Source organism: Massilia sp. P1_C10, assembly GCF_056406475.1.
The window spans coordinates 119813-144488 of the sequence record NZ_JBFUAC010000007.1; the positions used below are offsets into that span (position 1 = coordinate 119813).

Below are 24676 nucleotides of genomic sequence, written 5' to 3' on the forward strand. Positions count from 1 at the left end.
GGCGCGGCCTTAGAACACGAAGTCGAGCACTGCGCTCGCGACGGTGACGCCGCGGCCGGAGACGAATCCCGGCTGCACATTGGTGAAGGTGCCGCGCGAACCGCCTTGCGGCGTGACGCGGTCGACCTGGACCTTGAGCGCGACGTCGGTCATGAAGTCCCAGCGCGTACCGGCGCTGATGGTGCGCTGGACCGGGATGGTGGTCATCAGCCATGACAGGTAGGCGTTCAGTCCCGCGCCCGCCGCGGCCTGCTGCGGCGTCATCCCTGCCAGGTTCATGCCCGCTTCGGTGGTCGAACTGTTCGAGCGCACGCGCGCATAGCCCACGTAGGGAGTGAAGTCGCCCAGGCGATATCCTGCGCTGGTGTAGACCCCAGTGGTGTCCCCGAGGAAGGAGCGGGTCTTCATGCGGCCCACTTCGGCCATCACGTACCAGTTGCCCGGATCATAGTTGATGCCGGCGCTGATCGCGTTGGCGCGCTTGTGGTCGACCGCGTACATTTCCGCCAGCACGGCGCCCTGGGGGCTGAACGCGCGCAGCTGGTCGAAGAACGGGCGCACGATATCGATCGTCAGGTCGGTGGTGAGCGCGCTCAGGCGGCCGGTGAAGGCGCCCACTTCGACCGTGTCCGAGAAACCGGCCAGCCGGCGCGCTTCGATGCGCGCACCTTCGGCCAGTTTCAGGTCGGTGCGGCCGAAGAAGACCTGGGTGGTGTTCTTCACGCTGCCGTGGTTGAAGCGGTAGCTGGCGTCGACGCCGTCGCTGTTGCTGAAGGGGATGGCGCCATACACTTCGACCGGCGTGCGCACCCACGGATAGGTGTAGCCGATCTTGCGGTAGTCGGCGGCCAGGAAAATCGGCAGCGCGATGCGGCCGGCGCGGATCGACAGGTCGGGCGTGGCCTGGTACTTGACGTTGGCCCATTCGACGGCGGGCCGGTAGGTGCTGTCGAGGCGCTGTTCGCTGATCACCTGCAGCACGGCCGACCACTGGGCGTTGGCCTTGACGCTGAGCTGGGCGCCGAGGCGGCTGTCGACGTTCGGGCTCCAGCGGCCGCTATGGCCGACCCCGTTGCCCTTCAGGATGGAGGCGTTGAAGTCCGCATCGGCGAAGTCAGTGTAGGCGACGCCGGCGCTGCCGAAGCCGCGCAGCGACCAGGACGGGCGGGTGACGCTGTCGTCGGCGTGGCCGATCGAAGCCCAGGCCAGGCCAATCAGCACAGCCGCGGCGCGCAATCGAGGCGCACGACAGCGCATTGTTCGGTGAAGCAAATGCATCTAGTACTTTCTGGTCGGGATCGGCGCGGGTGACACGCTGGTCCGGGCGCCTCGGCGCCGCCTTCGAATTCGGGAAATATTGTCGTTTTTGTATTGGCTGGATCGCAGCCTGGTGGACCAAAAAACAATTGCATCCAGTCATCAACTGTAACTGCGGGCGCAGAAAAAGTCGATAACTTTACGGCTGGAAATTGTTTTTCGTGCAGGGATGGTGCGAGGGTGCAACATATCCGGGAGGGCGTGAATCAGGCCCAGACGGGCGCCGGCAAAATCTCCAGCTGGGTCAGCACGAGGCGCAGGTCGAATTCGTACTGGTGATAGTTGGGCTCCATATAGCAGCACAACTTGTAGAACGCCTTGTCGTGTTGCTTTTCTTTTACGTGGGCCAGCTCGTGGACGGCGATCATGCGCAGCAATTCGAGCGGCACGTTCTTGAACACGGTGGCGATGCGGATCTCGTGCTTGGCCTTGAGCTTGCTGCCCTGGACGCGCGAGATGGCGGTGTGCAGGCCGAGCGCATGCTGGATCACCTGGATCTTGCTGTCGTAGGCCACCTTGTTGATGGGATCGGCGTTGCGCAGGAATTCGCTGCGCAGGTCCTGTACGTAGTCGAACAGCGCCTTGTCGGTGCGGATGGCGTGGGCCTGCGGGTAGCGCGAGCGCAAGACGTCGGCGAGCTTGTCCTGCTCGATCAGCTGAGCGACTTGGGCACGGGTCTGGTCGGAGTAGGCGCTGAGGTATTTCAGGGGCATCATAGGGGCGCGAATGTATCACAATTGTCGGCGCGATGTTGACCTTGGGGTCTGGTCCTGCGGAGCGACGGACGCCGAGTCCCCGTTGCTCCGCAGGACCAGACCCCGAAATGCAACGTCGCAGACCAGAAAATGGGGTCAGGTCCGCAGGACCAGACCCCGCCTGTGCGGCGGCCGCGGGCACAAAAAAACCGGGCGGGGACGCGATCGTCCGGCCCGGTTCAACACTAGAGATTGCCCGCAAATACGCGGAGATCGCGCCAGCCCCTTACTCCTCCTTGCCGCCCTGGCGGCTGCCTTTCGCCGCCGCCGCCGCTGCCGCCGCGGCGCGGTTGGCCGACTGCCGGCTCTCGCCACCCTTGCGGCCGATGTCGGCCATGTGCTCGCGGTCGCGGCTCACCGCCTCGCCGCCTTTTTGTCCCGCGCGCCGCGCTTCTTCCGAATCGAATTCGTGCGCCGTTCCCTTCTGGTGGGCGGCCTGGCCACCCTTGCTGGCGATCTCGCGCTGCTGGTTCTGGTCCATCGCGGCGAAGCCGCGCTTGGCAGGACCGCCGCCGCTCTTCTGGGCGTTGCCGCCCGCCGCGGCGCCCTTGCCGCCGCCGCTCTGTTTGCTTGTGGCCATGTCGATCTCCTCGTGTGCACTGCGTCTGAAAACCGGCCGCTCCTTCCGCGCCGGACCGGCGCATGGCTGCGCTCGTGAATTTAGAGGCAGCGCCCGCCCTTTAGTTCCGCCTAGTTCGGCGCGCGCGGCTGGCGCCGCATGCGCTCGTGCGGCTGCATCGCTTCCAGGGTGGTCGGCGGCGACGCCAGGTCGTCTTCCAGTTCCGCCTTGCGCGCCGCCAGCCGACGCCCCAGCGCGTCGAGCATCAGCCCGGCCTGGCGCGCCAGCTCGAACAGCTCGCTTTCTTCCTTGTCGATGTGGTGCAGCACTTCTTCGCCCAGCACCGTGACGGTGGCGTCGTAGTGGTCGTCGCCCGGGACCATGATGTCGAGCTGCCCGATCAGCTCGCGCGCGCCGGCATGCTCGATGTCGGCCTCGTCGAGCAGTTCTTCGTCGTCGGCGCCGGTGGCCGCGCGCAGCGCAGGGTAGAAGATTTCTTCCTCGAGCATGCTGTGCAGGGTCAGCGCGTGGCAGATGGCATCGACCAGTTTGCCCTTGCGCCGGTGCGCGATGCCGTTGCCCTTGAGCGCGTCGAACTCGCCGAACAGCGCCTTGATCTGGGCGTGGTCGCTCTGGAGCATTTCCAGCGCGTCCGTGACGGCGCCGTCAGGTGTTGCCGGGTTCATCGTGGGCTCCGTGATGTGCGCGTGTGTCAGTGCGGCTTGCCAGCGGGATTGCCTTCGCTGGCGGCGAGCGGAGAGGTGGCGGCGGCCGCGTGGCGCACCAGCTCGTCGGCGACGGCGCCGGCGCTGCGGCTCGCTTCGGGAAGCCGCGCTTCGGCCGCGTGGGTGAAGTCGGCCTGGGCGCCGGCCAGTACGCGCAGCAGGTGCTCCTGCCAGGAGCGGATGCGCTCGGTAGCCGGCTGCAGCTGTTTCATGGCCGTCTGGACAAACTGAACCGGGTCGGTGCACCCGAGCAGTTCGCGGCTGGCGTGAATCGATCCTTCCATCGTCTGGCGCGCCAGCTTCAGATTCATCTCGCTCAGCTGGCGCGCGGTGTCGAGCGCCTTCTGCGAAAATTCATTGGTGAAGTCGACCTGCGATTCGAGGTGCGAACGCAGGGCCGGATTGTCGTCTAAAGATTGCATGATTGCCTCGCCTAAACGTTATAAAGAGCGCGTCGTGACGACTGCGCTCTTTTAGAATAGACGTTATTTTTCGCGGCGAGTTCCAGCGATTCGCGGCGAAGATGGGAGAGGTCAACAGGAAAGGGGACTGTTCCGCAGGAACCAGTCCCCGAGACGTCATGCGTCGGCGACTTTCAGGACCAGCTTGCCGAAGTTCTTGCCTTCGAAGAGCATCAGCAGCGCGTCGGGGAAGTGCTCGAGCCCGTCGACCACGTCTTCGCGGCTCTTGAAGCTGCCTTCCTTCATCCACTTGGCCAGCGCGGCCACGCCTTCCGGATAGCGCGGCGCGTAATCGAACACGACCATGCCTTCCATCCGCGCCCGGTGCACCAGCAGCGACAGGTAGTTGGCCGGCCCCTTGACCGGCGTGGTGCTGTTGTACTGCGAGATGGCGCCGCAGATGACGATGCGCGCCTTCATGTTGATGCGCGATAGCACGGCGTCGAGGATCTCGCCGCCCACGTTGTCGAAGTAGACGTCGACGCCGTTCGGGCAGTGCTGCTTCAGGCCGGCGCGCACGTCGCCGCCCTTGTAGTCGATGCAGGCGTCGAAGCCCAGTTCGTTGACGACGAAGTCGCACTTGTCCTTGCCGCCGGCGATGCCGACCACGCGGCAGCCCAGGTGTTTGGCGACCTGGCCGACGGTCTGGCCGACCGCGCCGGCCGCGCCCGACACCACCACGGTCTCGCCGGCCTTCGGCTGGCCCACTTCGATCAGGCCGAAGTAGCCGGTCATGCCGGGCATGCCCAGCGTGTTGAGCCAGGTGGTCAGCGGCGCCATGCGCGGGTCGATCTTGAAGAAGTTGCCGTACTTGTCGTCGGCCGCGCCGACCCAGTAGGCCTGCACGCCGATGCCGCCCGAGACATAGTCGCCGATCGCGAACTTGGGCGACTTCGACGCCACCACGATGCCGACCCCGCCGGCGCGCATCACGTCGCCGATGCCGACCGGCTTGATATACGATTTGGCGTCGTTCATCCAGCCGCGCATGGCCGGGTCGAGCGACAGGTAAAGCGCCTTGACGACGATCTCGCCGTCGCCGATCTCGCGCACCGGCTCGCTGGTCTGCTGCCAGTCGGTCGGTTTCGGCAGGCCCACCGGACGCGCGGCGAGGCGGAATTGCTGGTTGAGCAGGGCGGTATCGGACATGGCGCTTCCTTATGAATGGGGTGGAGCGGACCACTATACCGTAAAATGCACGGTCGTACTATTTTGACCTTGCTCGGTATGGTCCAGCCCGTGAGACAATAGCGGACTCGCCCGAGATCGACCTTTTCCGCCCGCCGCCATGACGACGCCCGAATACATCCTGACCCTGTCCTGCCTCGACCAGCGCGGCATCGTGCATCGCGTGTCCGGGTTCCTGGCCGAGCACGGCTGCAACATCATCGATTCGGCGCAGTTTGGCGACGCCGAGTCGAAGCTGTTCTTCATGCGCGTGCACTTCGCGCTGGAAGACGCTGGCGTGGCCGACGGCGACCTGCGCGCCGATTTCGCCACGCTGGGCGCATCGATGGCGATGAACTGGCAGTTGCACGACGCGCACGCCAAGCCGCGCGTGATGCTGATGGTGTCGAAGATCGGCCACTGCCTGAACGACCTGCTGTTTCGCTACAAGAGCGGGCTGCTGCCGGTGGAGATCCCGGCGATCGTCTCGAACCACATGGACTTCTACCAGCTCGCGGCCAGCTACAACATCCCGTTCCACCACCTGCCGCTGGCGGCCGGCGCGGACGAAAAGGCCAAGCTGGCGCAGGAAGCCAAGGTGCTCGAACTGATGGACAACCACAAGATCGACCTGGTGGTGCTGGCGCGCTATATGCAGATCTTGTCGCCGGGGTTGTGCGAGGCGATGCGCGGGAAGGCGATCAACATCCACCACTCCTTCCTGCCAAGCTTCAAGGGCGCCAAGCCGTACGCGCAGGCGCATTTGCGCGGCGTGAAGCTGATCGGCGCCACCGCGCACTTCGTTACGGGCGACCTGGACGAAGGCCCGATCATCGAGCAGGACGTCGAGCGGGTCGACCATGCGATGGGCGCCGAGACGCTGTCGGCGATCGGGCGCGACGTCGAGTGCGTGGTGCTCGCGCGCGCGGTCAAATGGTTTGTGGAGCACCGCATTTTGCAAAACGGCGACAAGACTGTCGTCTTCAAATAACTCACTGTAAGAATTAATGGCACTCAAAGCGACAATCTACAAAGCAGAACTGCAGATCGCGGACATGGACCGCAACTACTATGGCCAGCATCTGCTGACCGTGGCGCGGCATCCGTCCGAGACCGACGAACGCGTGATGATCCGCATCCTGGCGTTCGCGATCCACGCCAGCGAGGCGCTGACCTTCACCAAGGGCCTGTTCGACACCGAGGAGCCGGACCTGTGGCAGAAGGACCTGACCGGCGCGATCGAGCTGTGGGTGGAGGTGGGGCAGCCGGACGAGAAGCGCCTGATGAAGGCCTGCGGCCGGTCCGAGCGCGTGGTCGTGTACAGCTACAGCGCGACCAGCCATATCTGGTACAAGCAGATCGCCAACAAGCTCGAACGCGCGAAGAACCTCGAAGTGATCAATATCCCGTCGGATGCCAGCGCGCAGCTGGAGAAGATGGTCAACCGGAACATGCAGTTGCAATGCACGATCCAGGACGGACAGATCTGGCTGACCGACAGCGTCGAAACGGTGCTGATCGAGCGCGAAACGTTCAAGCCGATTCGCTGATGGAGCTGAGCCCGCTTGTTGGGCCGCGGCCTGGGATATACTGACGCACCATGCAAACCAAATCAACAAGCTGGCGCTGGACTCTCTGGATCGCATGTTTCGCGATGCTGATGAATGCGCTCGCCCCGTCGATCTCGCACGCGATGGCGGCGAAACAGAGCGTGCCGGCGACCTGGGAAATCTGCACTGTCGATGGCGCCGCAACCACGCACGCGACGCACCAGGCCGACGCCATGGCCGATTGCGGCTACTGCCTCCCGCACGGCGGCAGCTTCGCGCTGATGCCGTCCCCGATCACCGGCCTTGGCCTGATCGGCGGGCACGCGCTGCGTCCCTTCCTGTTCTACCACGCGCCGCGCCCTTTGCTCGCGCTCACCGCGGCGCCGCCGCGAGGTCCTCCCACGGTTTCCTGATTCCGCTCGCCTTCCGGCGCCATCCAGTCAATAGGGAACCACCATGAACAAGCAAATACTCGCGCTGATCGCATCGATTGCGCTCGCCTCGTCCGCCTTCGCCCAGACCGCCGTCGTCCAGCCCTGGGCGCGCGCCACTGTGCCGCAGCAAACCTCCGGCGGCATCTATCTGCAACTGCGCTCGCCCGACGCCGCGCGCCTGGTCAAGGCGACGTCGCCGGCCGCCCGCTCGGTCGAAATCCATACCATGGAAATGAGCGGCCAGATGATGAAGATGCGCGAGGTCGACGGCGTCGACCTGCCGGCCGGCCAGCCGGTCGGCGGCTTCCACATCATGCTGATGGGTCTGAAGCAGCAGCTGAAGGAAGGCCAGAGCGTGCCGCTGACGCTGACCATCGAGCGCAAGGGCGGCAAGCGCGAAACCGTCGCCGTCGAGGCGCCGGTCAAGCCGATCGGATTCAAGCCATGAAAATCCTGACCCTGACGATCGCAGCGTTGCTGGCCGCCCCGGTGGCGCAAGCCCACATCACCATCGAACAAAGCTCGGCGCCCGTCGGCGCCCACCAAAAGCTCACCTTCCGCGTGGGCCACGGCTGCGACGGCAGCGCGACCAGCGGCATCACCGTAATCCTGCCGGAGGCGGTCGCCCATGCCAAGCCGATGCCCAAGGCCGGCTGGGCCATCACGATCGGCGAGCGCGACATCAGCTGGAAGGGCGGCCCGCTGCCCGATTCGCAGTACGACGAATTCGTCATGCAGGCGAAGCTTCCCGCCGCAGCCGGCAAGCAGGTGTTCAAGGTGGTCCAGCAGTGCGAGAAGGGGCGTGCCGAATGGTCGCCGGCCCTCGACGTGGTTCCGGCCGCAGTGCCGGCGCACTGAGGGGCGCAATGACAGCTGACCATTTCCGCCGCGGCCAGATTGCCGCGCTGGTGGCGCTCGCATGGCCGGCCGTCGCGCTGGCGAATCACGAGCCGAAAAAAATCGAGACCGTCGTCATCAGCGGCGGCCGCCCGACCACCTTGCCGATCCAGATCCCGACGACCATCGAGGGCATCACCGGCGCGCAGGTCGAGGACCGCATCAATGCCACCGACAGCGAAGACGCGCTGAAGTATTTCCCCAGCCTGAATGTGCGCAAGCGCTACATCGGCGACTACGACCACGCGGTGCTGGCCAGCCGCGCCTCGGGCACCGGCAACAGCGCGCGCTCGCTGGTGTACGCGGACGGCATCCAGCTGTCGAATTTGCTGGGCAACGGCGCCAACTTCACGCCGCGTTGGGGCATGGTGGCGCCCGAAGAAATCGAGCGCGTCGATGTGCTGTACGGGCCGTTCTCGGCGGCCTATCCGGGCGGCTCGGTTGGCGCCGTGGTCGATTTCCAGACCCGCATGCCGGACAAGCTGGAAGCGCACGTGAAGCTGTCGGCGTTCAGCCAGCGTTTCAAGCTGTATGCGACCGACGACCGGTACTCGGGCCGGCAGGGCAGCGCGTCGGTGGGCGACCGGCAGGGCGCGTGGTCGTGGTGGATCGATGCGTCGCGGCTCGACAACGCGGGGCAGCCGATCACGTTCGCCAACAAGCTGGTGTCGACGGGCGTGACGGGCAGCGCCGGCGTGCCAGTGACCGGCGCGATCGCGGGCCGCAATCCGGCCGACAAGGACTGGGTGATCATCGGTGCGGCAGGGCAGACCGACACGGTGCAGGACCACGCAAAGGTCAAGCTGGCGTATGACGTTTCGCCTGTGCTGCGCGCCAGTTACACGCTGGGGTGGTGGGGCAACGATGCGGTGCGCAATGCGCAGTCGTACTTGAATCAGACCGCGGCGGTCGTGAATATCGACGGGAAGCGTTACGACATCCGGGCGTCCGATTTGGCGCCGTCCACCGCGACGCTGTCGCATTTGATGCAGGGGTTCTCGCTCAAGCAGCACACGCGCGCGGGGTGGGATTGGGAGATCGCGGCCAGCAGGTATGACTATCGCGAGGACCTGGTGCGCACGCCGACCGTGCTGGCGGCAACGGGGCCGGGCACGATCACCGACCTGGCCGGCAGCGGCTGGACGACGCTGGCGCTGAAAGGTATCTGGCACCCGAACCCTGCGCACGTCGTCGAGGCGGGACTGCAGTCGGACGGCGCGCACTTGCGCACGCGCGTGTCGGCCAGCGCCGACTGGACTGGCGGGGCGCCGGCGTCCACGATCTCCAGGTTCAATGGCGACACGCGCCTGCAAAGCCTGTACGCGCAGGACACCTGGAGGTTCGCGCCGCGGTGGAAGGCGACATTGGGCGCGCGCGCCGAGCGATGGAATGCCTTCGGCGGCGAGCTGGCGAGCGCTGCGAGCACGGTGAAGTTCGGCGAGCGGCGCGAGACCAGCGTATCGCCCAAGGCGGCGCTGGCGTTCGGCGTGGCGCCGGAATGGACGATCAAGGCGTCGTTGGGCCGCGCAGTACGCAATCCGACTGCGTCCGAACTGTTCCAGGGTTCGATCGTCGACAATGCGCTGGTCAACAGCGATCCGCTGCTGCGCGCGGAGAAGTCGTGGACCGGCGAGTTCAGCGTCGAGCGGGTGCGCAACGACGGTGTGCTGCGGGCGACCTTGTTCGCCGAGCGCACGCGGGACGCGCTGTATTCGCAGCCGCTGACGGCCGCCGTCAACACGGTGCAGAACATCGGGCGGATTCGCACCAATGGGCTCGAACTGGCGTACCAGGCGGATGATGTGATGATGTCCGGCCTGACTGTGTCGAGCAGCGTGACCTACGCCGATTCAATCATCACCGAGAACCGCGCGCTGCAGGCCAGCGTGGGCAAGCGGCAGCCGCGGGTGCCGGCGTGGAGGGCAAATTTGCTGGCGACGTATCACACCGGCCGGCACTGGACCACCAGCTTCGGCGCGCGCTACAGCGGCAGGCAGTACAGCGCGCTCGATAACAGCGACGTTAATTCGGATACGTATATGGGAGTGTCGGAATACCTGGTGACTGACGTGCGTGTGCGGTATCGGGTGAATCGCAACTGGAGTGCTTCAGTTGGGATCGACAACCTGGGGAATGCGAAGTACTGGGCGTTTCATCCGTATCCGCAGCGGACCGTGCTGGCCGAACTGCGGTGGGATCTATAGCGGTAGCGACAATTTGAGATCACAAATTGTGATCTCAAAGCATCCCATTCAGCGGAAGCGAGCTGGAACATGGAATCGTCCGGGAAACGGTCCAAATTGCCCTTGACGGCTTGCACCAGGGCGCTCGTCGTTACGCCGTATACGAGTTCCCGCTGGAGCAGGCGGGTAGTGCCTTCGATGGATCCCACAGGGAACGGGGTCATCTATATGCGCAGCGGACCCTCATAACGGCGTTTCAGTGGGATTTGCAGATGTAGCGACAGGGGCCGGGACTAGTCGTCCCCGTCTCTCCGGCGGATCTGCCCCGAGAACCTTAGCGGGCGGCGCCGACGCGGTTGGCGCTGCCGGACCCCATCACCGATTTGCTCACGCGCGGGTCGCCGTAGTAGTTGACGTCGCCCGAGCCGACGATGTTGACGTCCAGCGTGTCGCGCACCGAGACGGTCGCATTGCCCGAACCGGCGATGTTGGCGCTCGCGCGCGCGGCTTTCAATTTACCCAGGTCGACGTCGCCCGAGCCTGCGATCGACAGCGACACTTTGTTTGCGTTGCCGCCGGCGATTTTCAGGTTACCGCTGCCGCCAAGGTCCACCGACAGCGCATCGCTTTCCACGCCTTTCAGGTGGATCTCGCCAGAGCCGCCCAGGTCGACGGAGACCTTCGCGCCGCGCAGCACGTCGCCGTCGATGGTGCCCGAGCCGCCCAGCGCGAGCCGGTCGACGGACTTGGCGTTGACCACGATTTTCAAACGGCGCGGCTGGATGCCGATGTTGCGCTTGGAAGTGCGGATTTCCAGGACGCCGTTTTCCACCACGGTCTCGATCAGCGGCATCAGGTTGTCGTCGGTTTCGATGGTGATGCCTTCGGTGCTGCCGATGCGCAGGTCGACGCTGCCCGGAAGGCCCATCGACACGCCGGTGAAGTGGCCGATGGCGCGCGATTCGGTCTTGATGTTGCCGCTGCCTTGGGTCATTCCGACGTTCCAGCCGGCGTAGGCGGCCGGCGCGGCGACGGCGAGGGCGGACAGGGCAAGCATCGTGGCGGCGAGGCGGCGGGTCAGGCGAGGGGCTGCGGTCATGGCGGTTCCTTTCAGGAGAGGTTCTAGTCTGACCATATAGTAGGAAAACCGCGCTCGGCGCGGCTGGCGTTTGCGACAGATTGCGCGCCGGGCCGGACAGAATGCAAATTTGCGCCCCCGAGGCGGTATCATGGCGGGCCCGGACAGGCGTCCGGCACGTCACATTATTGGAATCCCATGTTATTTATCACCATCAAACAGGGCAAGGAAAAGAGCCTGCTGGCCGGCGAACCCTGGATTTACGCGTCCGCGATCGAAAAAGTCGAGGGCAAGCCGAACGAGAAAATGAAGCCCGGCTCGACCGCCGTGGTGCAGTCGTCGTCGAAGAAGTTCCTCGCGCGCGCCGCCTACAACTCGAAGTCGCAGATCCGCGCGCGGGTCTGGACCTTCGACGAGGCGCAGCCGGTCGATCACGCGCTGATAAAGGGTCGCGTCCAGGCGGCGCTGGCCAAGAGCGCGCCGGCGGCCAAAAAAGCCAGGCCGGACCAGGTGGTCAGGCTGGTCAACGCCGAAGCCGATGGCTTGCCTGGCCTGCTGGTGGAATCCTTCGGCGGCCCGGACGGCTGGCTGATCTGCGAATTCCAGGCCGGCGGCGTCGATGCGTGGAAGGTGGCGATCGTGCAGGCGCTGATCGCCGGCACCGGCTGCAAGAATGTCTACGAGCGTTGCGACGAACTGGTGCGCAAGGGCGAGGGCCTGGCGCTGGTCGACGGCGCGCTCGCCGGCGAGGAGCCGCCCGACGACGTCACTGTCACCGAAGGCGGCGTGAAGTTTTCGCTGGACCTGAAAACCGGGCACCGCAACCGCTTGCGCTGATCAGAAGCTGCTCCCCATCATTGCGGCGATCTGACCCTGGCACGAATGCGACAGGCGCTCGGTTTCGTCGCGGCTGTCGAGCGCGTGCTGCTGCACTTCCACCGCCGCCAGTTCTTTCAGGATCAGGGGCCGCAGCCAACTCTCGATCTGCCCGTGCAGCACGTCGAGGCCGTGGTGCAGCGGGGCGTACAGCGGGCCGGCGTCGTAGCGCGTGAGCAGCTCCTGGCGCACGCGCTGTTCGATGCGCGGCAGGTTGTCGATATAGACTTTCACGTGCTGCATCTCGTGCTCGTAGACGGCGCGGTAGGAACACGACATCGGGTGAAATTCGCGCGCGACATACACATCGAGCGGATGGTAGCTCAGTTCGACGGTGATGCGCGGGGCGATGCACTCGCGCGCATTGTCGACATCGGTCAGCGCCGGGCCGTCCACGTCGATTTCCGCCCGCGTGCTGCTGGCCGTCATGCCCAGCACTGCCTCTCCGGTGGCCGCGTACGATCCCTTGGTGTTCAGCACCCGGCTCGAGACGGTGTTGTGCACCACGAAGTCGGGGGCGCGGGTGTGCACGGCAATGATGGGGCGCATTTCGCGTTCGCAGCGCTGGGTGAAGGTGTCGGCCGTCGCGGGCGCCGCGGCGGACGGGCGCGGGATCATCCAGAGGACGAGGGCGAGCAGCGCGGCGAACACCGCGATGCGGACAATGTGGGATTTTTTCACGGCGGCCTCCGACGAATTTACCGATGTGAATATCCTGCGCCCCGCGCGGCCGTTTGCCAAGCACTATTCGCATTCACAATTTATCTTTCGGTTATGCAATTTTTTGGGCCGGAGTGGTTTTATAATTGGCGCATTCGCAACCCTGTTCAGCCGAGAGCTTCCGATGGAAAACCACCAGTCCTCCCAGATTCGCACCCTGACGTATGTCGAAAATGAAGACCACCCGGTGTTCGGGACGCTGGTCGAGCAGATCCTGCACCTGCTGAACTCGCGGCTGATCTTCTCCGACATCATCATTCACCAGAACAGTCCGCTGATGTTGCGCCAACCGAAGGGCCTGGTGGCGGTGACCGACTCGCCGATCACGAAGGAGGAGCTGGAAGAATTCTTCGAAGTCATCGAGCCGAACTGGGCCGAGCGGATCGCCGACCGCGCCTTCGACCGCTCGATCGACCTGCACACCGCGCGCATCCGCGCCAACTGCTTCACCTTCCAGGGCAAGAAACGGCTCGGCTGCGTGATCCGGCGCTTCCCCAAGGAGCCGATCGCGCTGGCCGAGCTGGGCCTGCACCGCGACGAGCAGGAGTTCGCGCGCCTGACCAGCGGGCTGGTGCTGATCATCGGCGACACCTGCCAGGGCAAGTCGACCACGATCGCCTCGATGCTCGACGAGATCAACAAGCACCGCTCGGGCCACATCATCACCATCGAAGACCCGGTCGAGACCCTGATCCCGCAGCGCAAGTGCATCGTCACGCAGCGCGAAGTGGGGCTGGACGGCGACGTCGAGAGCTACTACCTGGGGGCACTCGACGCGCTGCGCGAGCGGCCGGACGTCATCGTGATCGGCGAGATTCGCGATGCGCAGACGGCGCAGGAAGCGCTGGCGCTGGCCGAATCGGGCCCGCTGGTGCTGGCGTCGCTGCACGCGCGCTCGACCGAGCTGGGGCTGCAGAAGATGCTGCGCCTGCTGGGCAATTCGGACGCGCAGGCGCAGGCACTGGCGCATGCCTTGCGCGGCGTGCTGTGCCAGGCGCTGCTGCCGTCGTCGGAGGGCAACCGCTATCACCTGGCGACCGAGTGCCTGACGCCGGGGCCGGCGATCACGCGCATGCTCGAGGCGGGCGACATTTCCGGCATCCGCGCCCACATGAACGGCGCGCGCGACCAGGGCTGCCACACGATGAATTCCTCGCTCGAGACGCTGCTGTCGGGGCACAAGATCAGCGTGGACGACGCCCGCGCCGCGACCACCGACCGCATCGGCTTCGCCGACATGGTGTGACCTCGTTCCCATCGGGGTCAGACGCGTCTTTTACATCGGGGTCAGACCCGTCTTTTATTCAGCGGCGGCCCGCGGCGACTGACGGCGCGCGCGGTTCCGTCCTGGAGCCATTCATCCTGAAACGAAGCAACCCCGTTTGTTGTTTTGGCTGGACCGGTTTTTTGCATTTTTAACGCGGGTCTGACCCCGCTGCTTTCTCCGACCGCATCGGCTTCGCTAACATGGTGTGACCTCGTTCCCATCGGGGGCAGACGCGTCTCTTACATCGGGGTCAGACCCGTCTTTTATTCGGCGGCGGCCCGCGGCGACTGACGGCGCGCGCGGTTCGGTCCTGGAGCCATTCACCCTGAAACGGAGCAACCCCGTTTGTTGTTTTGCCTGGACCGGGTTTTTGCATTTTTAAAGCGGGTCTGACCCCGCTGGTTCCGCTTGTTTCGACACCGCTGCTTTCGCTTTCACCGCCGTGCTTCAGTCCAGCGGCGTGCTGCGGTAGCGGTTCACTGCCGTCGCGCTGACCGGCGGCGCCCGATTGCCCCAGCTGGCGCGCAGGTAGGTCACCACCGCCGCCACTTCCTCATCGTCCATCGTGTGGCTGTACGGCGGCATCCCGTACGGCCGCGGATTGGCGGCCGTCCCCGGCGCGAAGCCGCCATTGAGCACGATGCGGATCGCGTTCGCCGCCGAGTCCATCGTCAGCGCGCGGTTGCCGGCCAGCGGCGGATACGCCGGCGGCAACCCTTTGCCGTCGGCGCCGTGGCAATCGACGCAGTGCGTCTCGTACAGCCGCTTCCCCTGCGCCACCACTTGGTCCACCTGCGGCCCTTTGATCTCGGCGCGCGCCTCCGCTTTGGTGGCCGGCAGCGACTTCAGGTACACCGCCATCGCCGTCACGTCCGGCTCGCTGACGTGCTGCAGGCTGCGCGCAACCACTTCGGCCATCGGCCCGAACACGGTGGCGCGCGGCGACACGCCGGTTTTCAGCAGCTGCACGATCTCGGGCACCTCCCAGGTCCCGAGGCCCGCTTCGGCGTCCGAGGTCAGCGAAGGCGCGTACCAGTTCACGCTCGGGATCAGCCCGCCGCCCAGGCCGCGCACACTGGCGCCCGCCGCATTGCGCGTCGCATGGCAGGCGCTGCAATGGCCCAGCCCGTCGACCAGGTAGGCGCCGCGGTTCCATTGCGCATCGTGGCCGGGCGCCGGGCGGAATACCTCCGGCTTGAAAAATGCCAGGCGCCAGGCCGCCACCGCGAGCTGGCTGTCGAACGGGAAGCGCAGCTGGTGCGGCGTGTTGGCCTGCCTGACCGCCGGCAGGCTGTGCAGGAAGGCGTACAGCGCGTCGGCGTCGGCGCGCGTGACCTTGGTGTAGTTCACGTAGGGGAACGCCGGGTACAGCAGGCGGCCGTCGCGCGCCTTGCCGTTGTGCAGGGCGCCCCAGAAATCGTCCGCGCTCCAGGCGCCGATGCCGGTGTCGCGGTCGGGCGTAATGTTGGGCACGAACAGCGCGCCGAACGGCGTCTGCATCGCGCGCCCGCCGGCGTAGGCGGCGCCGCCGCGCGCCGTGTGGCAGGCCATGCAGTCGCCGGCCCGGGCCAGGTAGGCGCCGCGCGCGATGTTGTCGGGCGTGGCGGCGAAGGCGGCCGGCGAGGCGGCAGGGATGAACTGCGCGCGCGGCCAGGCGTAGATTGCTGCGAGCAGGGCGAGCGCGGCCAGCACGGCCACCATGCATAAGATTTTCTTAATCATGGGGCGCTGCCGCAGGCGATGGGCAGCGGCCGCGTGACCGATGTCGCCGGCGCCGGGTCGGCCGGCAGCGGGCGCTGGCCGAGCCAGCTGGAGATCGCGGCGACATCCTCGACGCTGAGGCGCGCGGCGATCTCGGCCATGCAGTCCGGAGCCTCTGCGCGCCGGGCCTTGTTCTTCCAGGCGCCGAACTGGGCATTGACGTAGTCGCGCGGCAAGCCGGCCAGGCCGGGGATCGCCGGCGCCACGCCGGTCAGGCGCTCGCCGTGGCAGGCGATGCAGGCCGGCACCTTGATGGCCTGGTCGCCTTCGGTCACCAGCAAGCGGCCCCGTTCGAGTACGGCGGGCGCGGCCGTCGTCGGCTGGACCGGCTGCGGCTTCAGGTGCTGGGCCGAAAAGTAGCCGGCGATTTCCTGCAGATAGGCGTCGGGCATGTGATCGACCATGTAGGTCATCAGCGGATAGGTGCGCCGGCCTTCGCGGAAATTGACCAGCTGGTTGTACAGGTAGCCGGCCGGCTTGCCGGAGATGCGCGGGAAGAACGCGTCCTTGCCCTCGTTTTTCGCGTGGCAGGAAGTGCAGGCGATGACACGCTGCGCCATGGTGTCGGGCAGCACCGCGGGACGGTCGGCAGCCGGCGCGGGTAGGGCGAGGGCGCAAAGTGTTGCTAACGCGCACAGGCGCTGCGGGCGTGCTGACAAGGGCATCGGGAGTCGCTCAAAGATCGCGCGGCGCTGGGCGCGGAAGCGCTAGCATAGCGCATTTGGCAAGATTTTGGCGGACTCCCAAGGTTCAAAGCCGCTTATTCGGAAACGCGCTTTTGGGATAAGGTCAGGAAACATGCACTGGTGGCAGGAAGACCTGGGCATCCTCCTCGCGGCGGCGGCAACCGTCGCCGCGCACATCACGCACAAGCACTCCGAGCGGGCGCTGTACACGATCAGGCAGTGGTTCAACGTCTGAAATCGCCCCGCTGTCGGCCAGTACCATCTCCGCGCAGAGTAGCCCGGTCCTTCCTGGCTCCCTGCACAATCGCTCGCTCACGTCATGATTGTGTCACGCGGGATCGCATTTCCGCGTCGCGGAAAATCGATTTGACCTTGTCGATATCGAACGGCCCTTCGACCAGCGTTTCGTGGTCCCACTGGCTCCTGGCCACGGGCGGCGCGAAAAAATCGCCGCCGTAAATGTGGAGCGCGCACGTCATTTTGCCGATCGGATTGAGCACTGAGTGGATCACGTCGCGATCGAGCAAAGCGACCTCGCCGCGTCCCAGCGTTTTCGCCTGGACTGCTTCGATCCGCGCCGTCGTCCGGCGCCAGAAAATATTGTCTTCCCGCCCCGAATAGATGCCGATCACTGCAGACATCTGGTGGTTGTGCGGCATCAGGCACATGTATGGCGCCCACACGAAGTTGATGATGGTCAGCTCGGGCGACCTGTAAATCGGTGTGATGCCGGCATGTTCCGGCGTGCCGAACACGTCCATCACGGCGGCGCAGTCCGACACCGCCTCCGCCATCACTTCGCGCATCGCATCCTGGCCCTCGGTCGCGGCCTGGATGCAATTTTCGATGAAACGATCCTTCTCGAACATGACTTCCGCCCCTTGCGCGGATTCGCCGCGCGGACCTCGAACACACTCAGTCTAGGACAGGAAAGGCGGCGCAGCCAAGGAATGCCGATTGGCCTTGATAGATATATTGGCTGAATTCGAGCATTGCGCGACGCGCGGGAGGGAGGTGCGGCGGATGGCGCCGGCCAAAATGGGGTCAGGTTCGCGGGACCTGACCCCGAAGTCGCATACGCTCGAGGATTCGGACGTCCTGAACGCGACTAGAGCGCAGCCTGTTCCTCGCGCCAGCGGCGATACACCTTCAGCGCCACGTGCGCGTCGTCGGCCGCATACAGGATCTGCTTTTCCGACAGCCGCGGCAGCGCCCAGTTGGTGGTGGTGATCTTCTTCGACTTCTGCAGCGCGCGGCCGAAATAGCGCGCCACCGCGGTCTTCGCGCCCAGCGCATTGCGCTCGCCTTTTTTCTTCAGCGCGTTGGCCAGGTCGACCACGTTGGCCGTGTCGATGCCCAGCTTCACCTTGAGCCGCTTGACGTCGTCGGCCAGGCCGAAGCCCACCTTCAGGATCGTCGGCGACTCCAGCACCGCCTTCAGCACCTCCACCGCCGGCATCGCTCCGATCTGGAACAGGTAGGCGGTGTCGTCCGTGGCCAGCTGCACCAGGTGCGGGCCGGTCGACACTTCGCCCTTGAGAAAGGTGGGTTTCGATTCGGTGTCGAAGCCGACCACATCCATGCGCATCAGCGCGGCCAGCGCGTCGGCCGCGTCCTTGTCGGACTTGACCATGCGCACGTTTTCCAGCCGGATGCCGTCGTAAGGCGGCAACACCACTTCCTGGTCGATCTGCATCTGAACGGGCTTAGCCGTTACGGGAGAATTTGGAGGCCAGCAATTGCAGCTTTTCGGCGCGCAGGCGGTCCGCTTCCTCGGCTTGCGCCGCATCGCGCTCGGCCTTCTTGCGCTCGGCCTCTTTCTTGAAGCGCTGCTGCAAGGTTTCCTTGGCGTGCAGGCGGTGCGTCTCGGTCACTTCGGCGCCGGCGGTGCCGTCGAGGTCGTAACGGACGGTGGCCTTTTCCATCGCCCGCAGGTAGCGCAGCGATCCGGTGTGGATGCCGAGCGCCGCGCGCATGGTCTTGCGGTCCAGCTCGGGCATGCGCGCCAGCAGCTGCTTGTCGATGCCGATGGCCAGCGGCAGGCATTTGCCGAAGGCGGGGAACTGTTGCTGCAGTTGCTTGAGGAGGGTGCGCGCACTCATTGCGGCAGGCGCGACCGGTGCGGCGGCCGGGGTGTCGACGGTTTCTTCGACGACAGGGCTAGGTGTATTCATTGACTTCATAGTAAGAACTGGAACCGGAAGGATAGCATGGGACCTTTCCCCTGTGCTGCGGCAATTGGCCGACCTGTTGTTTTGATACGCCCGCCGCCGCGCCGTTGCCGCGCCGCGCGCGCCGCAGGGCGAAATCGTGTATGATCCGCCCCTTGCTCTGCGCACGGCTTGAGGCAGCGCAGACGCTCCGAAGAGCTTGGGGGAAAGGTTTGTTTCCGCACGGTATTCGATTACGTTATATCCGGTATAGGATATTTCAATTATCGTGCGGTGCAGCAATGCGGCATAATGGCACCTGTCTCCTCTACTTTCCTCGGAAATTAGATTCAAGCCCGGTTCCAGGATCGGGCTTTTTTTCTTTCTGCCATGCACAGCGCCATGTTGATTTCAGCACCCGAATCCGCCCTCGAACGCAACCTGCCGTGCTTGATATCAGGCAAATAGCCCCGAAATAGGGGCAATCCCCCGAACTTCCTTCCATCGGGCCCGCCGCTCCGGGCCACGGTGGATCTTTGACTTCGCTGGCATGCACCGGCCGCGACTGGAGAGTTTATATGACGAAAAGCACCGCCAAGACCCTGACCCTGACCGCCAAGAAGGCTGCGCCACGCAAGGCCGCGCCACTGGCCGTGCCCAAAACCGCGACTTCCTACTTCATCGAAGGGGAAGCCGCCGCCAAGGTCACGGTGGTCAAGACGCGTTCGCGCCTGGCGGTCGCCGCCGCGGCCAAGGCCGACGCCGAAGTCGCCCAGGTCGAAGCGGTCGAGGCGGTCGTGGCCGAAGCGCCGGCGACCACCGTCGTCAAGAAGCGCGTGTCGAAACTGGCCGCGCTGAAGCAGGCCGAAGCCGAAGCGGCCGACGCCGACGCGCCTGCCGCGCCGAAGGTCGCCAAGGTTCGCGTCCGCAAGACCGACGTCGAGCCGACCGTGATCATCACCGCCGGCCAGGCCGTCAGCCAGGTCACCGACGCCGCCACGCTGGCGCAGATCGACACCTCCGGCTACCTGCTGCCGTCGGTGAAGGTGCCAGGCCGCCGCGGCCGCAAGCCGAGCGAGTTCACGCCCGAGAACGACGAAGTCGCGGCGCTGAACGCGGTCGAGCGCGCCGAGCTGAAGGCAGTGTCGAAAGCGAAAGAGCGCAAGGCCAAGGGCGGCCTCGCCGGTGCGCTGGCAGCCGATCCGAAGGTGTCGGAAGCGGACATGGAGCGCCGCCGCAACCAGATCAAGAACCTGATCAACATGGGCAAGGACCGCGGCTACCTGACCCACGCCGAGATCAACGACCAGCTGCCCGAGAACATCATCGATCCGGAAGCGATCGAAGGCATCATCGCCACCTTCAACGACATGGGCATCGCGGTGTACGAGCGCGCCCCTGACGCCGATACGATGATCCTGAGCGACAACGTGCCGACCGCGACCAGCGACGACGAAGTCGAAGCCGCCGCCGCGACCGCGCTGTCGACGGTCGACTCCGATTTCGGCCGTACCACCGACCCGGTCCGCATGTACATGCGCGAGATGGGCGCCGTGGCGCTGCTGACCCGCGAAGGCGAGATCGAGATCGCCAAGCGCATCGAAGAAGGCCTGAAGGACATGGTCCAGGCCATTTCCGCCTGCCCGACCACGATCGCCGAGATCATCGCGCTGTCGCACAAGATCGAGCGCGACGAAATCAAGGTCGATGAAGTAGTCGACGGCTTCGTCGACCTGAACGAATCGAACGCCCCGGCCCCGGCCGCGCCGCACGTGCCGCACGACGAGGACGACGAAGAAGAAGATGTCGAGGAAGAAGACGGCGACGCCAATGGCGGCGCGGCCGGTTTCTCGGCCGAGCAGCTGACCCAGCTCAAGCGCGGCGCGCTCGACAAGTTCCTGATCATCGAAGCGCAGTTCGAAAAGATGGCGAAAGCCTTCGAAAAGGACGGCTACGGCTCGAAAAACTACGTCAAGGCGCAGGAAGTCATCTCCAACGAGCTGCTCGGCATCCGCTTCACCGCCAAGGTCGTCGAAAAGCTGTGCGACACATTGCGCGGCCAGATGGACGAAGTTCGCCACATCGAGAAGGCGGTTCTGGCCATTTGCGTGGATCGCTGCGGCATGCCGCGCGCACACTTCATCAAAGTGTTCCCGGGCAATGAGACGAACCTCGACTGGGTCGATGGGGAAGTCGGCGCGAACTATCCGTACAGCGCCGTGCTGGGCCGCAACGTGCCGGCCATCAAGCAGCACCAGGAACGCATGATTGCGCTGCAGGCCCGCGTGGCATTGCCGCTGGCCGACCTGCGCAAGATCAACAAGCAGATGGCGGCCGGCGAAAAGCGTGCGCGCCACGCCAAGCGCGAGATGACCGTGGCCAACCTGCGCCTGGTGATTTCGATCGCCAAGAAATACATCAACCGCGGCCTGCAGTTCCTCGACCTGATCCAGGAAGGCAACATCGGCCTGCTGAAGGCGGTGGACAAGTTCGAATACCGCCGCGGCTACAAGTTCTCGACCTACGCGACCTGGTGGATTCGCCAGGCGATCACGCGTTCGATCGCCGACATGGCGCGCACCATCCGCGTGCCGGTGCACATGATCGAGACCATCAACAAGATGAACCGCATCTCGCGCCAGATCATGCAGGAAACCGGCAGCGAGCCGGACCTGGCGACGCTGGCGCTGAAGATGGAAATGCCGGAAAACAAAGTCCGCGAAATCATGAAGATCGCCAAAGAGCCGATCTCGATGGAAACGCCGATGGGCGAGGACGGCGATTCGCAGCTGGGCGACTTCATCGAAGACAACGCCACGCTGGCGCCGCTGGACGCCGCGCTGCACGCCTCGATGCGCAACGTCATCAAGGAAGTGCTGGACTCGCTGACGCCGCGCGAAGCGAAAGTGCTGCGCATGCGTTACGGCGTCGAGATGTCGAACGACCACACGCTGGAAGAAGTGGGCAAGCAGTTCGACGTCACGCGCGAGCGGATTCGCCAGATCGAAGCGAAGGCAATGAGCAAGCTGCGCCAGCCGTCGCGTTCGGACAAGCTCAAGAGCTTCCTGCACAACGGCTAATTCCCGCGGCATGAGAGAAAACCGCGTCCTCCGCAAGGGGACGCGGTTTTTTGCTTTTGGGCTCAGGTCCGCGGGATCAGACCCCCAGTCGCTGCATCCAGCTTGACAGCCCGACGGTGCATGATTGACCATGTGTCAACATTGTCAAGGAGGGCGAATGAAAACGTATCACGGCGGTTGCCATTGCGGCGCGGTGCGCTTCGAGGCGGACATCGACCTCAGCCAGGGTACCATCCGCTGCAACTGCTCGATCTGCACCAAGTACCGGTTCTGGCCGGCGATTGTCCAACCGGCGTCGTTTCGCCTGCTCGCTGGCAACGACGAATTGACGCGCTATCAGTTCAATACCATGACCGACGAGCACCTGTTCTGCCGGCACTGCGGCGTCAATTCCTTCGGCACCGGAAAGTCACCGCGCTGGGGAGATTTTTACGCCGTGAATGTGAGCTGCCTCGACAACGCGTCGGCAGAAGAACTCGCGAATGCGCCGATCACTTACCTGGACGGACGCAACGACAACTGGCACTCGCCACCCGCGGAGTGGCGCCATTTGTGACCGCGCTTCGAAAAGCTTGACAGCTCGACGGCGACTGATTGACTATGTGTCAACCTTAACCAGGAGCCACGATGCCGATCCCCACCTTTGTCCGCCGCACCTTCCTTGCGTCGCTGTTCGCCTTCGCATTCACGCCCGCTTTCGGCGACAACCTCAAGCTCGACCGCATCAGCGTGGCGACTGAAGGCAAGGGCAGCGACGTCGTGCTGATCCACGGCTTGAATTCGTCGCCGCGCGTGTGGCGCGAACTGATCGCCGCGCAGCCGAACCACCGCTACCATCTGGTGCAGATGGCTGGATTTGCCGGCCGTCCCGCCGGCGCCAACGCCGACGGTTCCGTGGCTGCGCCAGTGGCTGAAGAGGTGGCCCGCTACATCGCCGCGAATGGACTCAATAAGCCGGTCGTCATTGGACACTCGATGGGCGGCACGGTCGGCCTGATGCTGGCCGCGCGCCATCCTGAATCACTGTCGAAGCTGATGGTGGTCGACATGGTGCCATTCATGGGTGCCTTGTTCGGCCCCCCCGGCACCACCGCGCAAAGCGTCAAGCCGATGGCCGACGGCTGGCTGGCGGCGTCGCGCGCGGCCGAACCGGCGGCACGCCGCGCGCGCGCCGAGGCGAGCCTGAACGGCATGATCGACACCGTCGCGATGCGCACCGGCGCGATGGACGACTCCCTCGCCAGCGACCCGGACGTGTCGGCGCGCGCGATGCACGAGCTGATCGTCACCGACCTGACGCCGGAGCTGGCGCGCATCACGGCGCCGACGACGGTGCTGTACGTGACGCCGAAAGCGCCAGGCCTGACCGACGAGAAGATCGACGGCCTGTACAAGATGGCCTACACGCCGCTGAAGGGCGCAAAGCTCAAACGGATACCGGCCAGCTCGCACTTCATCATGTGGGACCAGCCGGCCTTATTTCAGGCAGAAGTGAAGTCATTCCTTGGTGATTGAAGAAGATGGGGTCAGGTCCGTTGGCCCCCGGGGTTGACGGCGTCGCCGGCAAAACCACCAGATTAGTCATGCGAGCGAATCATCAAAGGCGGGGTCAGGTCCGACGGACCTGACCCCCGATGCTGCATGCGCCGGCAGCGGATTTTCCTTCACCCGCCGCTGCTTGGCCGCATACATCGCCGCGTCGGCGTAGTCGAGCAGCTGCAGCACGCTGTCGCCGTGATCCGGGTACATCGCCACGCCGATGCTCGGCGTGATGACGATCTCGCGCGCGCCGATGTCCACCGGCCGCCCGAAGGCCTGCAGGATCTTCTGCTTAACGTGTTCGGCGTCCTGCGGCGTCGCCACCGCTTCGAGCAGCACCACGAATTCGTCGCCGCCCAGCCGCGCCACCGTGTCCGCCTCGCGCACGCAGTGCTGCAGGCGCACCCCCACCTCCTCCAGCAACAGGTCGCCGGCCGAATGACCGAAGCGGTCGTTGACCCGCTTGAATTTGTCGAGGTCCAGGTACAGCAGCGCGAAGCCCTGCGCGCTGCGGCCGGCGCGCGCCAGCGCCGACTCGAGGCGGTCGTGAAACAGCTGGCGGTTCGGCAGCCCGGTCAGCGCATCGTGGCGCGCCATGTGCTCGAGCTGGAGCTGCATTTGCATCCGCTCGATCGCCGCATCCACCTGGGCGGTGACGAACAGCAGCAGCGCCTGGTCCTGCTCCGTGTAGGGCGCCGCTCCGGACACGCTGGCCACGGCGAGCGCGCCGATGGTGCCGCTGCGCGGCGCCAGCGGCGCGCCCAGCCAGAACGGCGCGGCCGCCGCGCCGGCGGCGCGCAGCGCTTCGGGCAGCACGTCGCGATTGTCCGGCGTCAGCAGGAGCGGCCGGCCGCTGCGCGCGACGTGCGCGCACAACGCCGCCGCCGCCGGCATGCCCTGATCGTCCGCGTGGTAGGCCAGCGTCACCTGGTCCTGCGCCGCGTCGTGCAGCGCGACCGTGAATCCCGGCGCCGGCAGCAGCTCCCGGACAATCTGGTGCACCAGCGCGAACAGCGCCGGCAGGCTGGCCACCGAGTTGGCCGCCTCGGAAATGGCGTATAGCGCCGCGCGCAGCCGCTCGGCGCGCTTGCGCTCGGTGATGTCGCGCGCCACCGCGATGCGCAGCTGGTCGGCTTCGGACCAGCGCGCCGTCCACATGATGTCGACGTAGTGGCCGTCCTTGTGCACGTAGCGGTTCTCGAACAGGTGATCGGCCGGCCCGGCGATGACGTCGTCGACCCGCGCCAGCGTGCGCGCGCGATCCTCCGGCGCGACCATGTCGATCATGGCCCTGCCGACCATCTCATGTGCCGGATAGCCGAAAATGCGTTCGCCCGCCGCGCTGACGAACACGAAGCGGCCGGCCGGATCGACCGCGCAGACGGCGTCGAGCAGCAGGTCCAGGACATTGCTGGAAAGTGTGAATTCTTTGGTTTCCATGTTGAAAAGAGTGTAGCCGATTTCGCATCGC

At 65.3% G+C, this 24676-nt stretch carries 27 protein-coding genes; 12 read left to right on the top strand and 15 right to left on the bottom strand.

The genetic code is table 11. The annotated features are described in order from the left end of the window. Positions 1 to 9 precede the first annotated feature (9 nt). The 6 genes from AC1D02_RS16170 to AC1D02_RS16195 all read right to left on the bottom strand — a co-directional run bounded on the left by AC1D02_RS16170 (position 10) and on the right by AC1D02_RS16195 (position 4966). Positions 10 to 1236: a hypothetical protein gene (locus AC1D02_RS16170; protein ID WP_477318648.1), complete on the bottom strand. Its 1227-nt coding sequence runs from the start codon at positions 1234 to 1236 to the stop codon at positions 10 to 12. A 287-nt stretch (positions 1237 to 1523) separates the two neighbouring features. Beyond that, entirely contained in the window at positions 1524 to 2033 is a 510-nt protein-coding gene (locus AC1D02_RS16175) for a YgjP-like metallopeptidase domain-containing protein (protein ID WP_477318650.1), read from the bottom strand. A 265-nt stretch (positions 2034 to 2298) separates the two neighbouring features. After that, positions 2299 to 2652 (bottom strand): KGG domain-containing protein, encoded by a 354-nt coding sequence (locus AC1D02_RS16180; protein ID WP_477318652.1) that lies wholly within the window; start codon positions 2650 to 2652, stop codon positions 2299 to 2301. A 110-nt stretch (positions 2653 to 2762) separates the two neighbouring features. Next, positions 2763 to 3317: a hemerythrin domain-containing protein gene (locus AC1D02_RS16185; RefSeq protein ID WP_477318654.1), complete on the bottom strand. Its 555-nt coding sequence runs from the start codon at positions 3315 to 3317 to the stop codon at positions 2763 to 2765. Positions 3318 to 3343: 26 nt separating this feature from the next. Then, positions 3344 to 3778: a TIGR01841 family phasin gene (gene phaP, locus AC1D02_RS16190; protein ID WP_477318656.1), complete on the bottom strand. Its 435-nt coding sequence runs from the start codon at positions 3776 to 3778 to the stop codon at positions 3344 to 3346. A gap of 156 nt (positions 3779 to 3934) precedes the next feature. Next, complete coding sequence (locus AC1D02_RS16195) at positions 3935 to 4966, bottom strand: NADP-dependent oxidoreductase (protein WP_477318658.1); 1032 nt, start codon at positions 4964 to 4966, stop codon at positions 3935 to 3937. A gap of 139 nt (positions 4967 to 5105) precedes the next feature. On the opposite strand from AC1D02_RS16195, the gene purU reads away from it, so the two are divergent. The 6 genes from purU to AC1D02_RS16225 are packed head-to-tail and all read left to right on the top strand — an operon-like array spanning position 5106 to position 10069. Beyond that, a complete protein-coding gene (gene purU, locus AC1D02_RS16200) occupies positions 5106 to 5975 on the top strand; it encodes a formyltetrahydrofolate deformylase (protein WP_477318660.1) in 870 nt (289 codons plus the stop codon). Between the two features lie 16 nt (positions 5976 to 5991). Further along, positions 5992 to 6534: a YaeQ family protein gene (locus AC1D02_RS16205; RefSeq protein WP_477318662.1), complete on the top strand. Its 543-nt coding sequence runs from the start codon at positions 5992 to 5994 to the stop codon at positions 6532 to 6534. Positions 6535 to 6584: 50 nt separating this feature from the next. Further along, positions 6585 to 6947, top strand: coding sequence for a DUF2946 domain-containing protein (locus tag AC1D02_RS16210; protein WP_477318664.1), 363 nt, complete (start codon positions 6585 to 6587; stop codon positions 6945 to 6947). A 43-nt stretch (positions 6948 to 6990) separates the two neighbouring features. After that, the gene (locus tag AC1D02_RS16215; protein ID WP_477318666.1) at positions 6991 to 7416 is read left to right on the top strand and encodes a copper chaperone PCu(A)C; all 426 of its coding nucleotides are present in this window, start codon (positions 6991 to 6993) and stop codon (positions 7414 to 7416) included. Further along, entirely contained in the window at positions 7413 to 7826 is a 414-nt protein-coding gene (locus AC1D02_RS16220; protein WP_477318668.1) for a YcnI family copper-binding membrane protein, read from the top strand. The genes AC1D02_RS16215 and AC1D02_RS16220 overlap by 4 nt, the downstream gene beginning before the upstream one ends. Positions 7827 to 7834: 8 nt before the next feature. Further along, positions 7835 to 10069, top strand: a complete 2235-nt coding sequence (locus tag AC1D02_RS16225; protein WP_477318670.1) for a TonB-dependent receptor — start codon at positions 7835 to 7837, stop codon at positions 10067 to 10069. Here the strand turns inward: AC1D02_RS16225 and AC1D02_RS16230 are convergent. Further along, complete coding sequence (locus tag AC1D02_RS16230) at positions 10018 to 10272, bottom strand: ORF6N domain-containing protein (protein ID WP_477318672.1); 255 nt, start codon at positions 10270 to 10272, stop codon at positions 10018 to 10020. The genes AC1D02_RS16225 and AC1D02_RS16230 overlap by 52 nt on opposite strands. 110 nt (positions 10273 to 10382) lie before the next feature. Beyond that, positions 10383 to 11147: a head GIN domain-containing protein gene (locus tag AC1D02_RS16235; RefSeq protein ID WP_477318674.1), complete on the bottom strand. Its 765-nt coding sequence runs from the start codon at positions 11145 to 11147 to the stop codon at positions 10383 to 10385. Positions 11148 to 11324: 177 nt separating this feature from the next. On the opposite strand from AC1D02_RS16235, the gene AC1D02_RS16240 reads away from it, so the two are divergent. After that, entirely contained in the window at positions 11325 to 11963 is a 639-nt protein-coding gene (locus tag AC1D02_RS16240; protein ID WP_477318676.1) for a class I SAM-dependent rRNA methyltransferase, read from the top strand. Here AC1D02_RS16240 and AC1D02_RS16245 read toward each other — a convergent pair whose 3' ends face one another. After that, a complete protein-coding gene (locus AC1D02_RS16245) occupies positions 11964 to 12683 on the bottom strand; it encodes a hypothetical protein (protein ID WP_477318678.1) in 720 nt (239 codons plus the stop codon). Positions 12684 to 12846: 163 nt separating this feature from the next. Between AC1D02_RS16245 and AC1D02_RS16250 the strand changes: the two genes are divergently transcribed. After that, a complete protein-coding gene (locus tag AC1D02_RS16250) occupies positions 12847 to 13968 on the top strand; it encodes a type IV pilus twitching motility protein PilT (protein ID WP_477318680.1) in 1122 nt (373 codons plus the stop codon). 468 nt (positions 13969 to 14436) lie between these two features. On the opposite strand, the gene AC1D02_RS16255 is transcribed toward AC1D02_RS16250, so the two are convergent. Then, a complete protein-coding gene (locus AC1D02_RS16255) occupies positions 14437 to 15708 on the bottom strand; it encodes a c-type cytochrome (protein ID WP_477318944.1) in 1272 nt (423 codons plus the stop codon). Beyond that, entirely contained in the window at positions 15708 to 16415 is a 708-nt protein-coding gene (locus tag AC1D02_RS16260; RefSeq protein WP_477318682.1) for a c-type cytochrome, read from the bottom strand. Before AC1D02_RS16260 ends, AC1D02_RS16255 begins: the two co-directional genes overlap by 1 nt. Positions 16416 to 16548: 133 nt before the next feature. On the opposite strand from AC1D02_RS16260, the gene AC1D02_RS16265 reads away from it, so the two are divergent. Beyond that, on the top strand, positions 16549 to 16671 hold the full coding sequence (locus AC1D02_RS16265; RefSeq protein WP_477318684.1) for a hypothetical protein: 123 nt from the start codon (positions 16549 to 16551) through the stop codon (positions 16669 to 16671). Positions 16672 to 16753: 82 nt separating this feature from the next. Here the strand turns inward: AC1D02_RS16265 and AC1D02_RS16270 are convergent, their stop codons facing one another. The 3 genes from AC1D02_RS16270 to AC1D02_RS16280 form a co-directional block, all read right to left on the bottom strand. Further along, positions 16754 to 17305, bottom strand: a complete 552-nt coding sequence (locus tag AC1D02_RS16270) for a hypothetical protein (protein ID WP_477318686.1) — start codon at positions 17303 to 17305, stop codon at positions 16754 to 16756. Positions 17306 to 17544: 239 nt separating this feature from the next. Then, the gene (locus tag AC1D02_RS16275; protein WP_477318687.1) at positions 17545 to 18132 is read right to left on the bottom strand and encodes a 3'-5' exonuclease; all 588 of its coding nucleotides are present in this window, start codon (positions 18130 to 18132) and stop codon (positions 17545 to 17547) included. Positions 18133 to 18142: 10 nt separating this feature from the next. Continuing rightward, the gene (locus AC1D02_RS16280) at positions 18143 to 18610 is read right to left on the bottom strand and encodes a ProQ/FINO family protein (protein WP_477318689.1); all 468 of its coding nucleotides are present in this window, start codon (positions 18608 to 18610) and stop codon (positions 18143 to 18145) included. A gap of 554 nt (positions 18611 to 19164) precedes the next feature. Between AC1D02_RS16280 and rpoD the strand changes: the two genes are divergently transcribed. The 3 genes from rpoD (at position 19165) to AC1D02_RS16295 (ending at position 23181) form a co-directional block, all read left to right on the top strand. Next, positions 19165 to 21666 carry an RNA polymerase sigma factor RpoD gene (gene rpoD / locus AC1D02_RS16285; RefSeq protein WP_477318691.1) on the top strand — a complete coding sequence of 834 codons (2502 nt, stop codon included), beginning with the start codon at positions 19165 to 19167 and terminating at the stop codon, positions 21664 to 21666. 157 nt (positions 21667 to 21823) lie between these two features. Next, positions 21824 to 22222 (top strand): GFA family protein, encoded by a 399-nt coding sequence (locus tag AC1D02_RS16290; protein WP_477318692.1) that lies wholly within the window; start codon positions 21824 to 21826, stop codon positions 22220 to 22222. Positions 22223 to 22293: 71 nt separating this feature from the next. Continuing rightward, entirely contained in the window at positions 22294 to 23181 is an 888-nt protein-coding gene (locus AC1D02_RS16295) for an alpha/beta fold hydrolase (RefSeq protein WP_477318694.1), read from the top strand. A gap of 66 nt (positions 23182 to 23247) precedes the next feature. Here AC1D02_RS16295 and AC1D02_RS16300 read toward each other — a convergent pair whose 3' ends face one another. Beyond that, a complete protein-coding gene (locus AC1D02_RS16300; protein WP_477318696.1) occupies positions 23248 to 24645 on the bottom strand; it encodes a sensor domain-containing protein in 1398 nt (465 codons plus the stop codon). Positions 24646 to 24676 lie beyond the last annotated feature (31 nt).

What these genes read in the sequence shown, in the direction of transcription:
- AC1D02_RS16175 (WP_477318650.1), bottom strand. Translation starts at nt 2,033, where the DNA reads ATGATGCCCCTGAAATACCTCAGCGCCTACTCCGACCAGACCCGTGCC.
- AC1D02_RS16180 (WP_477318652.1), bottom strand. Translation starts at nt 2,652, where the DNA reads ATGGCCACAAGCAAACAGAGCGGCGGCGGCAAGGGCGCCGCGGCGGGC.
- AC1D02_RS16185 (WP_477318654.1), bottom strand. Translation starts at nt 3,317, where the DNA reads ATGAACCCGGCAACACCTGACGGCGCCGTCACGGACGCGCTGGAAATG.
- phaP (WP_477318656.1), bottom strand. Translation starts at nt 3,778, where the DNA reads ATGCAATCTTTAGACGACAATCCGGCCCTGCGTTCGCACCTCGAATCG.
- AC1D02_RS16195 (WP_477318658.1), bottom strand. Translation starts at nt 4,966, where the DNA reads ATGTCCGATACCGCCCTGCTCAACCAGCAATTCCGCCTCGCCGCGCGT.
- purU (WP_477318660.1), top strand. Translation starts at nt 5,106, where the DNA reads ATGACGACGCCCGAATACATCCTGACCCTGTCCTGCCTCGACCAGCGC.
- AC1D02_RS16205 (WP_477318662.1), top strand. Translation starts at nt 5,992, where the DNA reads ATGGCACTCAAAGCGACAATCTACAAAGCAGAACTGCAGATCGCGGAC.
- AC1D02_RS16210 (WP_477318664.1), top strand. Translation starts at nt 6,585, where the DNA reads ATGCAAACCAAATCAACAAGCTGGCGCTGGACTCTCTGGATCGCATGT.
- AC1D02_RS16215 (WP_477318666.1), top strand. Translation starts at nt 6,991, where the DNA reads ATGAACAAGCAAATACTCGCGCTGATCGCATCGATTGCGCTCGCCTCG.
- AC1D02_RS16220 (WP_477318668.1), top strand. Translation starts at nt 7,413, where the DNA reads ATGAAAATCCTGACCCTGACGATCGCAGCGTTGCTGGCCGCCCCGGTG.
- AC1D02_RS16225 (WP_477318670.1), top strand. Translation starts at nt 7,835, where the DNA reads ATGACAGCTGACCATTTCCGCCGCGGCCAGATTGCCGCGCTGGTGGCG.
- AC1D02_RS16230 (WP_477318672.1), bottom strand. Translation starts at nt 10,272, where the DNA reads ATGACCCCGTTCCCTGTGGGATCCATCGAAGGCACTACCCGCCTGCTC.
- AC1D02_RS16235 (WP_477318674.1), bottom strand. Translation starts at nt 11,147, where the DNA reads ATGACCGCAGCCCCTCGCCTGACCCGCCGCCTCGCCGCCACGATGCTT.
- AC1D02_RS16240 (WP_477318676.1), top strand. Translation starts at nt 11,325, where the DNA reads ATGTTATTTATCACCATCAAACAGGGCAAGGAAAAGAGCCTGCTGGCC.
- AC1D02_RS16250 (WP_477318680.1), top strand. Translation starts at nt 12,847, where the DNA reads ATGGAAAACCACCAGTCCTCCCAGATTCGCACCCTGACGTATGTCGAA.
- AC1D02_RS16260 (WP_477318682.1), bottom strand. Translation starts at nt 16,415, where the DNA reads ATGCCCTTGTCAGCACGCCCGCAGCGCCTGTGCGCGTTAGCAACACTT.
- AC1D02_RS16265 (WP_477318684.1), top strand. Translation starts at nt 16,549, where the DNA reads ATGCACTGGTGGCAGGAAGACCTGGGCATCCTCCTCGCGGCGGCGGCA.
- AC1D02_RS16270 (WP_477318686.1), bottom strand. Translation starts at nt 17,305, where the DNA reads ATGTTCGAGAAGGATCGTTTCATCGAAAATTGCATCCAGGCCGCGACC.
- AC1D02_RS16275 (WP_477318687.1), bottom strand. Translation starts at nt 18,132, where the DNA reads ATGCAGATCGACCAGGAAGTGGTGTTGCCGCCTTACGACGGCATCCGG.
- AC1D02_RS16280 (WP_477318689.1), bottom strand. Translation starts at nt 18,610, where the DNA reads ATGAATACACCTAGCCCTGTCGTCGAAGAAACCGTCGACACCCCGGCC.
- rpoD (WP_477318691.1), top strand. Translation starts at nt 19,165, where the DNA reads ATGACGAAAAGCACCGCCAAGACCCTGACCCTGACCGCCAAGAAGGCT.
- AC1D02_RS16290 (WP_477318692.1), top strand. Translation starts at nt 21,824, where the DNA reads ATGAAAACGTATCACGGCGGTTGCCATTGCGGCGCGGTGCGCTTCGAG.
- AC1D02_RS16295 (WP_477318694.1), top strand. Translation starts at nt 22,294, where the DNA reads ATGCCGATCCCCACCTTTGTCCGCCGCACCTTCCTTGCGTCGCTGTTC.
- AC1D02_RS16300 (WP_477318696.1), bottom strand. Translation starts at nt 24,645, where the DNA reads ATGGAAACCAAAGAATTCACACTTTCCAGCAATGTCCTGGACCTGCTG.